The organism is Geomonas sp. RF6, from assembly GCF_021044625.1.
Taxonomy (GTDB): Bacteria; Desulfobacterota; Desulfuromonadia; order Geobacterales; family Geobacteraceae; genus RF6.
In genome coordinates this window covers 3,763,694-3,777,937 of record NZ_CP087999.1, presented here as the reverse complement: position 1 = coordinate 3,777,937, position 14,244 = coordinate 3,763,694, and the positions used below count along the sequence as shown (strand labels likewise).

Sequence of the window (14,244 nt, the reverse complement as noted above, 5' to 3'; positions counted from 1 at the left end):
CTCGCGCGCCCCCCTTTTTGCGTCACATTTCTTCGGGGTATATACTAATTACGGCCCGAGGAGGGAAAGGACGCGCAGGGGCTGCAAACCCATGTAAATTGCCGAGGTTTAGCATGTCTGAGACGACAACGGAACCGAGCGAGGAGGCAGTACGAGTCAGGGAGATGATCATCGACGACCTCTCGGAGGTCTTCCACATAGGGGAGATGGTCTTCACCGCGGACTATTCCCAGAGCCTGTACCGCACCTGGGACGAATATGAGATAACAACCCTCTTCAACTCCGACAACGAGCTCTGCCTCGTCGCGGAACAGGGGGACAGGGTCCTCGGCTTTGCCCTGGGGACGACGGTGAAGAAGCACAATTCGCCGTGGAAGTACGGCTACCTCGTCTGGCTCGGGGTGCGCAGGGACCTGCAGCAGGCGGGAGTCGGGGAAAGGCTTTTCCGGGAGATGAAGCGGCGCATGCGGGAGCAGGGGGCGCGGATGATCATCGTCGACACCTCCGCGGACAACCTCCCGGCGATCCGCTTCTTCGAGAAGCACGGCTTCAACAACAAGCAGGAGCACGTGTACATGACCCTCAACCTGACGCGCAAGACGAAGAAGAAAGGGGCGAAGAAGTGACGGCCCTTCTGGAGCGGGTGCTGCAGGGGGTGAACGAGGAGCGCCTCAGAAAGAACCTCCTGGAGATGCTGGACATCTACTCCCCTTCGGGGAAGGAAGAGGACATCCAGCTCTACCTGGAGGAGGTGCTGAGCTCCGCCGGCTGCCGGGTCGAGCGCCAGACGGTGGAGGAGGACCGCTACAACCTGAAGGTCGTCCTCGGCAACGGTGATCCGGAGCTCTTTCTGGTGGGACATGTCGACACGGTGCACGCCTGGGACCTGGAGCAGGTCGGAGCGCAGGAGGAAAACGGCGTCATCCATGCGCTCGGCAGCGCCGACATGAAGGGTGGCTGCGCGGCGATGCTGGAGGCGTTCCTCGTGCTGAACGAGGTTCTCTCCCCGCTGGAGCATCCAAACGTCGGGCTTCTCCTGGTGGTCGGGGAGGAGGAAAACGGCGACGGCAGCGCGACGTTTCTGGAGAGCGCCACCCCTCCCTGGGTGGTGATCGGGGAGCCGACAGGACTTGCCGGCTGCTTTTCCCACTTCGGCTACCTCGAAGCAGGATTCGTGACCCACGGGCTCAAGAGACACTCGTCACTCCCGGAGCTCGGGCACAACGCGGTGGAGTCGATGCTGCGGGTCCTTTTGCACCTCGGGAAAGACCCCCTTTTCAACCGGGACCGCTCGCAGGTGGTCTATTCCATCCGGGAGATGCACTCCTCCCAGAAGGGATTCGTGGTCCCCGACCGCTGCGAAACCTGGATCGACCTCCATCTCCCCCCCGACAGGAGCCCCGTCGACGTGCAGGAAGCGATTCGCCGCGTCGCGGAGGATGCGAAGCTGTACATCCCGGGGCTGAAGATGACGGTGGACTTCGATTTTGCTGCCGCCGGATACAACCTCGGCACGGAGAACCGCCCCGCCGAGATCCTGCGCAAGCTCTACCCGCAACTCGGGCTGAACCTGCATCTTGACGCCTTCAGGTCGCATTCGGACGGGAACCTCTTCTTTGCCGCCGGAGTGAAACCGCTCATCCTCGGCCCCGGCGCGCTCGAAACAGCACACACACCGGACGAGCAGGTCCCTTTCCGGGAGGTCGTGGCCGCCGCGCGCATTTACGCGGCGCTGTGCCTGCTGATGGGAAGATCGTAAATCCCCCCTTTAACTACCCCCTTGCCCTGAGTCACAATTCGGCGTATCTTTGGGCGTTTGTTTATCCCGATGCTGCCCGCCTTCGCTGATCCCTGCACTTTCCCCGCACGGATTCCGACACCTCCGTGATCTTCCGGGGGGCGCATGCGTCGTGACCCTAGGCGGCTCATGATGATTCACCCTCTCCGGTTTCCCCTCCTCCTTATTGCCATATTCTGTATCGTCCCCACTATCTCCCACGGTGCCCCGGTCAAGACGGGAGCCGAGGTCGTTGCCGAGGAGCGCTTTCAGCCGCTGGCAGGGAAGAAGTTTGGCCTCATCACCAACCATTCCGCCGTGGTAGGGGGTGTCGAGTTGACGAAGCTTCTCCGGGCAGGAGGGGTCGCGCCCGCCGTCATCTTTACCCCGGAACACGGACTCGAAGGGCGCGCGGAGGACGGCGTGCGCCTCGGTGACGGCCTCGTTGCGGGGATCCCCGTAAAGAGCCTCTACGGCGCCACCAGAAAGCCGCGCCCCGAGGACCTGAAGGGGCTCGACCTTCTCGTCTTCGACATCCAGGACATCGGGGCACGCTTCTACACCTATATATCCACCATGGGGCTCGCCATGCAGGCGGCGGCGGAAGCGCACATCCCGTTCCTGGTGCTGGACCGCCCCAACCCGCTCGGGGGGGAGTACATCTCCGGCTTTGTGCGGGAGGAACTTCCCCCCTCCTTCACCTCGCTCTATGCCATTCCGGTCGCGCACGGCATGACCGTTGGGGAACTCGCCACCATGGTAAAGGGGGAAGAGATGCTCCCGGGGGTGGGAGAGCTCGAGCTGGGGGTAGTGCGGATGAAAGGGTGGCACCGCGCGATGCGCTGGCCCGATACCGGTCTTTCCTTTGTGGGGACCAGTCCCAACATCGACTGCTTCGATGCCTGCCTCTTCTATCCTGGCACCGGTCTTCTGGAGGGAACGTCGGCAAGCGAGGGGCGCGGCACGAAGGAGCCTTTCCGGCTGGTGGGGTGGCCGGGGATCGACGCGCAGGGGGTGGCGGAGAGACTGACACGTCTCGCCCTTCCGGGTGTGCGTTTCGAAGCGGTGCACTTCACCCCGGTGAGCATGCCGGGGAAATCGAGCGCGCCGCGCTACAGGGGGAAGGTGGTAGACGGGGTGCGGGTGACCGTCACCGATTACCGCCAGGTGCTCCCTGTGGAAACAGGGGTTGCCGTGTTGCGGGAGTTGTGGGAGGCGCTCCCCCCTGAGCTGCGCAAGGGGTTCTTCAGAAAAGGGTTCGATGACATGGCCGGGTCGGGCAGGCTGCGCCAGGCGGTCGAGGCCGGAGCCGGCGCGAGGGAGCTTTTCCAGCTCTGGGACGAGTCACTCGTGGGGTTCGAGAGGATGCGGCAGCGCTACCTCCTGTACTGACGCGCACTGCCGTCAGAGGCGGTCTACGTTTCGCTGCACGAAGAGCTCTCCCGAATCGAGGTCGAGTGCCAGGAGATTGCCGAGCCCCGGGTAGCGCGCGCCGAGCACGCACCCGTTGTCCAGACGGATCTTGTCGGAATTGAGGGTCGAGCGGATCTCGTCGAGGGAGAGAGGGGTGTGACCGGTGACGATCCTGCGCCCGCCGAGCCTCCGCTGATCCCCTTTGCCGGAGCGGTCCCAGAGCATGGCAGTCGTACCGGCCTCGCTGAAGGGATCGGGGAGGGAGAAGTCGAGCCCCGCGTGGACGAAGACGAAGCGGTCGGTGATGATGAAGAGAGGGAGTCGCCGCAGGAAATGGAGGTGCTGTTCCGGCATCTCCGAGGGGTGGCGCACCCCGTAGCTTCTGAGGGTTGCGTGCCCTCCCTGTTCCATCCAGTCGATCAGATCGTCCGCAAGCCCCGTCTCCAGCGCACCGAGGAGCATCTCCTCGTGATTGCCCCGAATGGGGCGCACGTCGAATCCGTCCCGCTTCATGCGCACGATCGACTCGATGAGGCCCCGGGTCGAACTTCCCCGGTCAATATAGTCGCCCAGAAGAAAGAGCGTATCATCGCGCTGCAGGTCCACCCTGGCCAGGAGAGCCTCAAAGGTGCGCGAGCAGCCGTGAATGTCGCCTACGACTATTTGCCTTCCACCCGCCATGAAAACCGCCCTCCTCAACCATTCCGTTCTCTTACATTCTAGTGACGACTGTTTTAACATACCAGTTGAATCGCGAGGGGCTTTCGGCGCGGCAACGGTGTCGCTCCTCCCTTACGGGGATCCTTCCCACTGAGCTTTGGCCGTCTTCTTTGTACATGGAGTGGAGAAATGAAACAGGCTTCTGCCGTGATCATGATAGGAATTCCGGCCAGTGGGAAGAGCACATTCTACAAGAGCTTTCTCTTCGACAGCCACGTGCGCATCAACAGAGACATGCTCCGGACACGGCATCGTGAGAAGCTCCTGCTGGAGGCATGCCTTGCGGGGAGGCAATCGTACGTGGTGGACAACACCAATCTCACCAGGATCGGCAGAGCCCGCCACATCGGCATGGCAAAGGAGGCGGGATTCAGAGTCATCGGGTACTATTTCCGCTCGAAGGTTGACGAGTCGATGGAGAGGAACAGGCTGAGGCAGGGGAGCGCACGCGTCCCGGACCAGGCGATCTTCGGCCTCGCCGCCCGCCTCGAACGCCCCTCGCTGAACGAGGGGTTCGACGAGTTGTGGTATGTGTATCTCAATGAGTCGGGGGGCTTTTTGGTGGAGAAATGGCAGGAAAACGGTTGAGGATTTTGCATCTCGATCTTTTTTTGGCCTGCAGCCGGAATCTCGCGTCGTAGCTAATTCATGATGCTCCCGCGAACGTAGCAGCATAGTTCGCAGCGCCCCAACCACCTCCCGCGATCGACTCCACCTTCCGTCGACACCGCGCTGGAGCGCAGGCATCTTGCCTGCGTTGGCGGCGCAGCCGCCATGAATCGCGCGGCTCACGCCGCGGGACAGGCTGGGAAGCCTATCCTCCAGCGTGCTGCCTACTTTGACCTCACGGGAAGAAGCACCTCAGTAGCGCCTATCGTGCTGTAGCCGCCCACCACCTCACGCGAGGAAAACCACCTTCCGTTGGCGCCGGGCTGGAGCGCAGGCATCCCTGCCTGCGTTGGCGGCGCAGCCGCCATGAATCGCGCGGCTCGCGCCGCGGGACAGGCAGGGAAGCCTATCCTCCAGCGCTGCTGCCTACTTTGACCTCACGGGAAGAAGCACCTCAGTAGCGCCTATCGTGCTGTAGCCGCCCACCACCTCACGCGAGGAAAACCACCCTCCGTTGGCGCCGCGCTGGAGCGCAGGCATCCCTGCCTGCGTTGGCGGCGCAGCCGCCATGAATCGCGCGGCTCACGCCGCGGGACAGGCTGGGAAGCCTATCCTCCAGCGTGCTGCCAACATTCACTCTTCGGAAAAGGCACCCACTCTTCCTGCCGTAGGCACCCCACCGCCTTCATTGAAGCACCCCATTTTTCTTCAACGGCATCACGCTGACCTCATCGGCCGAGCTCCTCTCTCGAAGAACCTTTTTTCTTCTGTGTCACAAGTACAGCTCAGGCACCAGGGACTGTGTGAATTGTGGTGGTCAGGCACCAACTATTATGTCTTATGTGTTACTCAGGCACTAACTTCTCTTTGTTGTAAACACGTTTACTGTCAAATGTGATGCCCAGGCACTATTTTTTGTCAATGTACTGCTCAGGCACATACATTTTCTGTCTCTTTCATTCCGTTGACACTATTTCATTATTGTTGTTGTACAGCTCAGGCACCTACAATGTGAAATGTCAACACCTGACACCTTTGAATCAATCAATAATCCCTTATCAATGCCGTACATATTCATCGAGATATAGAATGTAAACACTATTAGCTTTGACTCAAAGTGTGAAATGTCATTGCCTGACACCAATTGCTGGCAGCTCATACAGTATTGCATTTATCTATAAGAGGAAATTTTAAAGTGTATACATTAAGCATTTATTTACAAAGAATGTGCTGGTGCTAATGTACTCCCACAAAGCAACTCCACTCACAAGACAAAAGGAGGAAACAGTCATGTTACTAATACTGGCATCGCTGGTGATCTGTGGAGTAGTTACTTGGGAACTCTTTTGGCTGGGATATTTTGCTGTATGTGTCATCCGTCTTATGAAGGAAGGATTAGCCAAACGGGAAGAGACGACGGAACGCGTCTGAGTTAGCGCTTCGAGCAATCAAGCTCCTGTCAGAGCCGTCGGCAGAAAAATGCATCGAGGATAATGTAAACACTGCCTGTGATTGACACTGTACTGCCTCGCATTACTATTGGTTGGAACCTTTTAACCCAGTGACAGTAGAGGTCCATCCTCAGCCGGGGGACCAAAAGCCAAAGCAGTAGAAGCCCGGCAGATGCAGGAGAAGTACTTTTGATGCCATGACTTGTGATGTCTGGGGGGAGAGAATGTCGCATCTGGCGAGAGACTCTTTAGTCGCAAACGAGACACGAGCCGCTCCTGGCCACTCTATCAGTGCCGGGGCGGCTCTTTCCTTTTCACAGCAAGGCGGCTGGTTCTGTCTCACAACCTGGAAAAAGGCTCCATCTGCAAGTTTTGTAATGCTCATTCCTTGGAGGAGACTATGAAAAAACTGAACAGGCGGCAATTTCTAAAGGGGACAGTAGCCTTGGGCGCCGCCACCTTGACCGCGACGGCAACGCAAGCCGAAGCGGCGCCCAAAAATGTACTCTCTCCGGACCGCATGGGGGTCCTGGTCGACACAACGGCGTGCGTGGGGTGCAGGCAATGTGAGTTCGCCTGCAAAAAGGCTCACGACCTCCCCACCGGCAACCTCGAAAGCTACAGCGACAGAAGCGTGTTCAACACCATGCGCCGTCCGAGCGACACGGCGCTGACCGTAGTGAACGAATTCCGCAGCGGCAAGGACGACGCCCTTCCCACCAACGTGAAGGTCCAGTGCATGCACTGCGACCACCCGGCCTGTGTTTCGGCGTGCATCGTGGGAGCTTTCACCAAAGAGGAAAACGGCTCCGTTATCTGGGCCACCGAGAAATGCATAGGGTGCCGCTACTGCATGGTGGCGTGCCCCTTCCAGGTGCCGGCCTTCGAATACCAGAAGGCGCTGCAACCGTTGATCGCCAAGTGCGACTTCTGCTTCAACAGGACGAAAGAAGGGAAATTGCCGGCATGCGTGGGGACCTGCCCGGTGGAGGCCCTTACCTACGGCCCGCGCAACGAGATCATACGGGTCGCCAGGGAAAAGATCAGAAGGGAGCCGGAGCGCTACCGCACCCATATCTTCGGGGAGCACGAGGTCGCGGGGACCTCCTGGATGTACCTGGCCACCAACGACTTCACGGAACTCGGCTTCCCGAAGCTGCACAACAAATCGGCCCCCGGCGTCTCCGAGTCGATTCAGCACGGCATCTTCGCCTCCTATTTCCCCCCGGTCTTCTACTACTCCCTCATCGGGTCGGTGATGTGGCTGTCAAAGAAACGGCACGCCGCGGATGAATCGGAACATCACAAGGAGGACGGCCATGAGTGAGAAACCGCTCGCACTTTCCGGCAAGTACAGAACAAAGAACTATTTCACCCCCGGCGTCTGCGTCCTCGTCCTCCTGGCACTGAACGGTTTAGGATTCCTCGCCGCCAGGTTCTTCTTCGGGGTAGGCGCCGTCACCAATCTGAACAACCAGTACCCGTGGGGGATCTGGATCGGGATCGATGTCGCCGCCGGCGTCGCCCTTGCGGCAGGCGGCTTCACCTCCGCCGCCATCGGCCACATCATGCACAACGACGAGTACCACGCCATCCTGCGCCCGGCGCTCCTTACCGCTCTCCTCGGCTATATATTCGTGGCCATCGGCGTCTGCGTCGACCTCGGGCGCTGGTACTACATCTGGCATCCCCTCATCATGTGGAATCCCAACTCCGCCCTCTTCGAGGTCGGCATCTGCGTCATGATCTATCTCAACGTCCTCATCATAGAGTTCATCCCGATCGTCACCGAAGGGTACTTCAGGGACAGGGAGACCGGGAGGGTGCAGCTGCACGGTTTCCTGAAGCGCTTCAACGAGCCGGTGGACAAGATCCTCAAGTTGTGGGACCGGGGGCTGGACAAGGCGATGTTCCTTTTCGTCATTGCCGGCGTCGTTCTCTCCACGCTGCACCAGTCGTCGCTCGGCACCCTTATGGTCATCGCCGGACAGAAGATCCACCCCCTCTGGCAGACCCCGATCCTGCCCCTGCTCTTCTTCCTCTCTGCGGTGTCGGTGGGCTTCCCGATGATCATCTTCGAGTCCCTCATCGCGTCGCGCTCTTTCGGGCTCAAGGCGGAAATGCACGTCCTTTCGAGGCTGGCAAACAACATCACCCCTCTCATCGGCGTGTACCTTTTCTTCAAGCTGGGCGACATGTTCGTCCGGAAGACCTTCGTGTACCTCGACCTGTCGAGCACCCAGAGCGTCATGTTCCTGGTCGAAATTGCACTCTTCGTCGTCCCCTTCTTCCTTTTCATGTCCGACCGGATCATCAAGTCGCAGGCCGGCCTCTTTTGCTCATCGGCCCTCGTTATCTGCGGCGTCCTGGTGAACAGGATCAACAACTTCGTGGTCGCCTACACCCCCCCGTACGCCACCACCCCCTACTATCCTTCCATAGGGGAGATCTCCGTGACGGTGGGGTTTGTCTGCCTCCTCGTGCTGATCTATCGCCTCATCGTGATGGTCTTCCCGGTGATCTGCGTGGACACCGCAGAGCTGGAGAGTGCCAGGGTCCCGAAGACCGAGGCGGTACCGGTCGCCGACCTTGTCGCCAATCCCCTGGGAGGTGAACAGTGATGAAAAAGGTACTCTTGACTCTTGCCATCGTGGTGGCCCTTCTGGCCGCCTTTACCCTCATATCGGAGAGCAGCAACAAAAGCAGCAAGGAGACGAAGAAGCCGACCGTGGCGGCGTCCCACGGGGACCAGGGCGAGGAGGCGACTCAGGACGAGGCGCCGATGCAGCCGCAGGCAAAGCCGCCGCAGGGGCACGCGACCGGAAAGATCAACTGCAAGACGTGCCACGACTGCGAGTACCCCACGAAGGAAAACCCCTGCCTCGTGCGCTGCCCGAAGAACACCGTCTCTGTGTATCACTCCGCGGAGCAGGCGCCGGAGGTGCTCGTCCTGAACGATCTGTCGGAGAAGTACGGCAGCGTCGTCTTCACCCACAAGGTGCATGCCCAGATGTCCGAGATGAGCCACGGCTGCAACGGGTGCCATCACTACAACACCACCGGCCCGGTGCTGAACTGCAAGAAGTGCCACGGCAAGGAGAGAAAGAGGGAGGACATCGGCACCCCTGACCTCGAGGCCGCCTACCACAGGCAGTGCATGCCGTGCCACCGCAAATGGAGCAAGTCCACCGACTGCGACTCGTGCCACCAGCTGAAGTCGGCAAAGGGTGCGAAGACCCAGCAGGAGAAGATCTCGAAGGCTACCGGAAAGACCCATCCGCGCTCCCAGGAGCCGACGCGGGTCGTGTACGACACCACCTCCAGCACCGGCCGCTACGTCACCTTCTACCACAACGAGCACGTGGCGAAATTCAACCTCCCCTGCACCGGGTGCCACAAGGACGAGAAGTGCATGAGGTGCCACGAGGCGAAGACCGCGGACGGACACAAGAAGAAGGTGGAGAAGGAAAAAGCTGCGAAGGCGGATTTCGGGACGCGCCACAAGCAGTGCTCCGCCTGTCACGACACGCGCAACTGCAATACCTGCCACGCCGAGAAGGTAGCGGCACCATTCAACCACACGGTAAACGCCCGCTGGGACCTCGGCAAGTTCCACTCGCGCCTCTCCTGCGACAGGTGTCATGGAAAGCGCGCGCCGCTTAAGAAAGTCGATTCCCGCTGCGCCTCCTGCCACTCCTGGAAGCTCGGATCGTTCAACCACAGCGTCACCGGTCTTTCTCTCAGCAAAAACCACCAGGAGATCGACTGCAACAGCTGCCACCCCGGGAAGGACTTCGCGAAGAAGCCGGTGTGCAAGGAGTGCCATGACGACAAAGATTTCCCGAAGGCGCTCCCCGGCAAGCGAGGTGGTAAGGGACGCGCATCGACTTCGCTGTAGGGGTTTGCATATTTCGGATAGGTGAAGGAAATGCCCCACCGGCCACGCCGATGGGGCATTTCTTCGCTGGGGCAGTTGGGCAAATCAAAAAGCCCCGTCGGCATAGCCGATGGGGCTTTTGGTGGATCGTCCGTATCTCCACCATCTCAGGTCGGAAAGAGGCTCAGTCTCTCCTCGATCTCCCGCACCGACCTGGCGAGCTTCCGGTCGCTGTTTATGGCATCGGCAAGCCTGCGGCTCGTCTGGGAGATCGCGGATTCCTTCTTGTCGAAATATTCCCCGAGGTCCCTGAGGGTGGCGCCGCTGTGACGATGGGCGAGGTAGATCCCTACTTTCTTCGCGATCCTGGCGTCGTCAAAGGCATGCTCCACTTCGTAAAGGATCCGCTCGATGGTGCGTGCCTTCGTCAGTTCCCGGAGAGCCGGCAGATGCTCTTTCCCGCCGAGATGCGCCCCCACCACATCCTCGACGAAGGCGTGGCTCCCGAGAAAGGTGGAGGCTGCGGTATTTTTCAGCGGACTCTGATACTCCGCCTCCCCCATGAGCTCTTCCACGTACTTTCGGTACTCGGCACGTTCGGCGAAAGTGTTCAGGATGCGCCGCGTGGTGAGCCACTCGGGAGGGGTCCGCTCGCCGATGAAGTCACGGTAGCTCGACCACGGGTACTCTTCCGGGCGGGAAAGCATCCCGGTACGCACCGGGTTCAGGTGCACATACCGTGACAGCTCCACGAGGTATTCGTCAGGGTTTATGAGGATCGCCTTGTAGCGCCCCTGGAAAAGGTGCCCCACCCTGTTGCGCTTCGAATTGAAGTAGTGCGTGTAGGCGCCGTTCAGGTGCTGCATGACTTCGGAGAGGTTTCCCTTCGTCGTTTCCACCAGCAGGTGGTAGTGATTGGTCATCAGACAGTAGGAGTGGAGGAGGACGCCGTACCTGGTGATCGACGTCTCCAGATACGACAGAAAGCGCTCTATGTCGCCGCGCGTTTCAAAGATGTCCCTCAGTTCGTTGCCGCGAGCTGTGACGTGATAGTGAGCTCCGGGGAACTCTATTCTAAGAGGTCGGCCCATGAATCATCTCCATTGACTGATTTAGGTGTGCCTCAGCTGTTCCAACGCCATTGCTCAATCCGTATACCGTGAAATAGAATTACCTGTGCACGTTGAATGATTCCGCTTTCTTTTTTGACATAGACCATAAAGAGCAAGATGATCTCTGACACAACTGGAGCCGGCGATGATCTTATACCATTAAAGTACACCAACGCAAGGGGGAATTAGCGGCTTATGGTGATTTTTTTTACATAAACTTAACCTTCACTGTAAAAAAATGCATCAAAAACGTATACGAGACAGTGAAAGTGTCACTCATTGACAGAGAACCGGTCCGCGGTGCACGTTCTGACTAGGTGTACGGCGCAGCATGTCAGAGCAGAATGAATCTCTGTGAGACCCGCACCCTTGCCGCGACAGGTCCTCGTGATACTATAGTTAGTAAACATTCACCTGCTTCAGAGAAGGGAGGTTTTATGAGTCCGGCATACTCAGACACTCAGATTAAGGCAGGCGATCAGGTGAAGGTAGTAGCGAGAATAGACAGACTGCATCAGCCGCACCGCGTCCCGGTAGGAACGGTGGCGAAGGTACTGTCAGTCTGGAAGGGACAGGATGCCCCGTATCAGCTGGAAGGGTACGAATCATCCCTCATGGAGGACGACGATCTGGAACTGGTGTGGCGCCCGAAGGAGAGGAACTAGAGGCGCTCGTCACTCGTTGCCGCATAGTCGGATAAAGCCGCCGCTCCCGAGAGACCGGCGGCTTTTTCCTTTCAGTTGCCGCGCATCCGTACCCTTTGCCCCTGCTCCAAAAGCCCCTCCTCCGCGTTGCGCACAAAGACCGGGAGCTTCTCCGCCGCAATCGCCCTGCTGAAGTAGGCCCCCTGGATCCTGTCGCAGATCTTCGTGCTGAAAAAGTCGAACTGCGCCTCCGACTCCACCCCTTCCGCCACCACGGAGAGGTTCAGCGTCTCCGCCATCCCGAGGATGGTGTTCACTATGGCAACGGAGTTTGCGTCCTCCGGGAGACTGGTGATGAAGGAGCGGTCGACCTTCAGCTCGTGGATCGGCATCGTGCGCAGGTAGCTCAGTGACGAATAGCCGGTCCCGAAGTCATCGATGGAGAGGGAGATGCCGAGATCGACGAGCGCCCTCAGCATGCGCACCGTTTCGTTCATGTCCTGCATGAGGATGCTCTCGGTAAGCTCCAGGTTCAGGAGCGCTGGGGACATGCCGAAATCGTGCAGCGCCCGCTGCACCATCTCCGGCAACTTTCCGCTGCGGAACTGTCCGCCGGAGATGTTCACGGACATGGAGAAAGGGTGCATCCCCGACCTCATCCACGATGCGTGCTGCCGGCACGCCTCCCTCAGCACCCATTCCCCGACCGGGACGATCAGCCCCGTCTCCTCCAGAATCCGCACAAAGCGCTCCGGAAAGATCATCTCCTCACCGGGGGGGGACCAGCGCAGGAGCGCCTCCACCCCGCTCAGCCGCTTCGTCTTTATGTCGATCTGCGGCTGGTAGTAGAGGACGAACTCCTCCCGCTCCAGCGCCTTGTACAGACGGCTCTCCAGCGAGAAGCGCACGTTTGCCTGCTGGTCGATCTCGTCGGTGAAGAAGACGACGCTGTTCACCCCTTCCTTCTGCGCCTTGTGCAGCGCCGCCTCGGCGTTCTTCAGGAGGCTCTCCACCCGCACGGAGCTGTCGACACAGCAGGTGGCGATCCCGATACTGACGGTCACGAAGATCTCGTGGAGGTTCACGTGGAACATGGCGTTCAGTTCCTTCCCCACCACGCGGGCGAAATCGTACGCCGCCGCATCTCCCCCACCCCCCTTTCGCACGAGCACGAACTGGTCCCCCATGAAGCGGGCGAGAATGTCCTCCTCCCCGATGAGCCCCTTCAGGCGCTGCCCCATCTGGCGCAAGACCTCGTCCCCCTGGGAGTGCCCGAGGGTGTCGTTCACGTACTCGAAGTTGTCGATGTCCAGAAGCATGACGTAGAGGCTCTCCCCCTGGGACATCCGGTAGGCGAGCTGCTCCGAGAGGAGGTAGCGGTTCGGCAGTCCGGTGAGTGCGTCGAAGTTCGCCTGCCGGTACAGCCGCTCCTCGAAGCGCTTGCGCTCCGTTATATCCTCGCCGATCGCCACGTAGTTCATGATCCTGCCGCTCCGTTCCTTGATGGGAGTCACGGTGGTCAGTTCCCACACGAGCTCCCCGTTCCTCCCGGGCTTGCATATCTCGCCGCGCCACCCCTCCCCCCTCTCCAGCTGCCGGCGCAGCGAGTGGAAGAAGTCGGGGGTGTTGGCGCCGCTCTTCAGGAAGGTCGGGTGCTTCCCCATCGCCTCGGCGGGAGAGACGCCGGTGGTCTGGTAAAAACGCGGGTTCAGGTATTCGATGCGCCCCTCGGTGTCGAGGATCATGATGGAGTTCGCGCTCTGCTCAACGACAGTGGAAAGTTTCAGTATGGAGGCGTCCTTCAGCTTGCGCTGGGTGATGTCCCGGATGATCCCCTGCAGGTGCATCGTGCCGGAGAGCTCGATCCTGTTCAGGCTGATCTCCGTGTCGAAGCGAGCACCGCTTTTCTTCACGAACTGCCACTCGAAAAACTGCGCCTCCCCTCCGAGCGCCTTCTCCACGAGGGACGCCTCGCGCGACTGCGACGGCGTCCCGTCCGGCTGCGCTTCGGGGGAGAGCTCGGCAAAGGGGGCGGTAACGATCTCCTCGCGGGGGCGGTCGAAGAGCTCCAGCGCCTTGTCGTTGCAGCCGACGATGCGCCCGTCGTGGGCGAGGATGATGGCGTCGTTGGCGGACTCGAAGAGGGTGCGGTAGCGCCGCTCGCTGTCGCGCAGCTCCTCCGTGCGCTGGCGCACCAGCTCCTCCAGGTGCTCGCGGTATGCCTTGTTCTCGGCGATGAGGCGCGCCCGCTCCAGGACGCGGTTCGCGGTGATCTCGATCTCCTCCGGCTGGCGCAGCGGCTTCGTTATGTAGTCCCAGGCACCGAGCCTCACCGCCTGGATCGCATCCTCGAGCGTCCCCATCCCGGATACCACGACCACCGGGGTCTCGGGGCTCACCTTCTTCAGGGCCCTAATAAAGGCGAGCCCGTCCATTTCCGGCATGCGCAGGTCGGTGAAGACGACGTGCGGCTTCTCCCTGGCAAAGACCTCCAGGGCGTGCCGCCCGTTCTCCCCCTCCACCACCAGATAGCCCAGATCCTCGAAGACCGCGCGCAGGTTCATGCGCAGGAGTTCCTCGTCATCGACAATCAGTACTTTCACTGTTCCTTCCATGACATCTCCCTGTCTCCGGCCTCAGG

The 14,244-nt window shown here is 60.1% G+C and carries 11 protein-coding genes; 8 read left to right on the top strand and 3 right to left on the bottom strand.

Features of this window, described 5'->3' with window-relative positions:
• Positions 1-113 precede the first annotated feature (113 nt).
• From LPW11_RS16210 to LPW11_RS16200, 3 genes are all read left to right on the top strand, one after another.
• Positions 114-626, top strand: coding sequence for a GNAT family N-acetyltransferase (locus LPW11_RS16210; protein ID WP_230994916.1), 513 nt, complete (start codon positions 114-116; stop codon positions 624-626).
• Positions 623-1,759, top strand: a complete 1,137-nt coding sequence (locus LPW11_RS16205) for a M20 family metallopeptidase (RefSeq protein ID WP_230994915.1) — start codon at positions 623-625, stop codon at positions 1,757-1,759. The genes LPW11_RS16210 and LPW11_RS16205 overlap by 4 nt, the downstream gene beginning before the upstream one ends.
• 144 nt (positions 1,760-1,903) lie before the next feature.
• The gene (locus tag LPW11_RS16200; protein ID WP_230994914.1) at positions 1,904-3,169 is read left to right on the top strand and encodes an exo-beta-N-acetylmuramidase NamZ family protein; all 1,266 of its coding nucleotides are present in this window, start codon (positions 1,904-1,906) and stop codon (positions 3,167-3,169) included.
• 12 nt (positions 3,170-3,181) lie between these two features.
• Here the strand turns inward: LPW11_RS16200 and LPW11_RS16195 are convergent, their stop codons facing one another.
• A complete protein-coding gene (locus LPW11_RS16195; RefSeq protein ID WP_230994913.1) occupies positions 3,182-3,871 on the bottom strand; it encodes a metallophosphoesterase family protein in 690 nt (229 codons plus the stop codon).
• A 168-nt stretch (positions 3,872-4,039) separates the two neighbouring features.
• Here LPW11_RS16195 and LPW11_RS16190 point away from each other — a divergent pair, with 168 nt between their 5' ends.
• The 4 genes from LPW11_RS16190 (at position 4,040) to LPW11_RS16175 (ending at position 9,868) form a co-directional block, all read left to right on the top strand.
• On the top strand, positions 4,040-4,498 hold the full coding sequence (locus tag LPW11_RS16190; RefSeq protein WP_230994912.1) for an AAA family ATPase: 459 nt from the start codon (positions 4,040-4,042) through the stop codon (positions 4,496-4,498).
• 1,872 nt (positions 4,499-6,370) lie between these two features.
• Positions 6,371-7,297, top strand: a complete 927-nt coding sequence (locus LPW11_RS16185) for a 4Fe-4S dicluster domain-containing protein (protein ID WP_230994911.1) — start codon at positions 6,371-6,373, stop codon at positions 7,295-7,297.
• The gene (gene nrfD, locus LPW11_RS16180; protein ID WP_230994910.1) at positions 7,290-8,591 is read left to right on the top strand and encodes an NrfD/PsrC family molybdoenzyme membrane anchor subunit; all 1,302 of its coding nucleotides are present in this window, start codon (positions 7,290-7,292) and stop codon (positions 8,589-8,591) included. The genes LPW11_RS16185 and nrfD overlap by 8 nt, the downstream gene beginning before the upstream one ends.
• Entirely contained in the window at positions 8,591-9,868 is a 1,278-nt protein-coding gene (locus LPW11_RS16175) for a cytochrome c3 family protein (RefSeq protein ID WP_230994909.1), read from the top strand. Before nrfD ends, LPW11_RS16175 begins: the two co-directional genes overlap by 1 nt.
• 146 nt (positions 9,869-10,014) lie before the next feature.
• Here LPW11_RS16175 and LPW11_RS16170 read toward each other — a convergent pair whose 3' ends face one another.
• Positions 10,015-10,938, bottom strand: coding sequence for a transposase (locus LPW11_RS16170; protein ID WP_230994908.1), 924 nt, complete (start codon positions 10,936-10,938; stop codon positions 10,015-10,017).
• A gap of 503 nt (positions 10,939-11,441) precedes the next feature.
• Between LPW11_RS16170 and LPW11_RS16165 the strand changes: the two genes are divergently transcribed.
• Positions 11,442-11,624 carry a hypothetical protein gene (locus LPW11_RS16165; RefSeq protein ID WP_230994907.1) on the top strand — a complete coding sequence of 61 codons (183 nt, stop codon included), beginning with the start codon at positions 11,442-11,444 and terminating at the stop codon, positions 11,622-11,624.
• 71 nt (positions 11,625-11,695) lie between these two features.
• Here the strand turns inward: LPW11_RS16165 and LPW11_RS16160 are convergent, their stop codons facing one another.
• Complete coding sequence (locus LPW11_RS16160) at positions 11,696-14,206, bottom strand: GGDEF/EAL domain-containing response regulator (RefSeq protein WP_230994906.1); 2,511 nt, start codon at positions 14,204-14,206, stop codon at positions 11,696-11,698.
• Positions 14,207-14,244 lie beyond the last annotated feature (38 nt).

What these genes read in the sequence shown, in the direction of transcription:
- LPW11_RS16190 (WP_230994912.1), top strand. Translation starts at nt 4,040, where the DNA reads ATGAAACAGGCTTCTGCCGTGATCATGATAGGAATTCCGGCCAGTGGG.
- nrfD (WP_230994910.1), top strand. Translation starts at nt 7,290, where the DNA reads ATGAGTGAGAAACCGCTCGCACTTTCCGGCAAGTACAGAACAAAGAAC.
- LPW11_RS16170 (WP_230994908.1), bottom strand. Translation starts at nt 10,938, where the DNA reads ATGGGCCGACCTCTTAGAATAGAGTTCCCCGGAGCTCACTATCACGTC.
- LPW11_RS16195 (WP_230994913.1), bottom strand. Translation starts at nt 3,871, where the DNA reads ATGGCGGGTGGAAGGCAAATAGTCGTAGGCGACATTCACGGCTGCTCG.
- LPW11_RS16185 (WP_230994911.1), top strand. Translation starts at nt 6,371, where the DNA reads ATGAAAAAACTGAACAGGCGGCAATTTCTAAAGGGGACAGTAGCCTTG.
- LPW11_RS16210 (WP_230994916.1), top strand. Translation starts at nt 114, where the DNA reads ATGTCTGAGACGACAACGGAACCGAGCGAGGAGGCAGTACGAGTCAGG.
- LPW11_RS16175 (WP_230994909.1), top strand. Translation starts at nt 8,591, where the DNA reads ATGAAAAAGGTACTCTTGACTCTTGCCATCGTGGTGGCCCTTCTGGCC.
- LPW11_RS16200 (WP_230994914.1), top strand. Translation starts at nt 1,904, where the DNA reads ATGCGTCGTGACCCTAGGCGGCTCATGATGATTCACCCTCTCCGGTTT.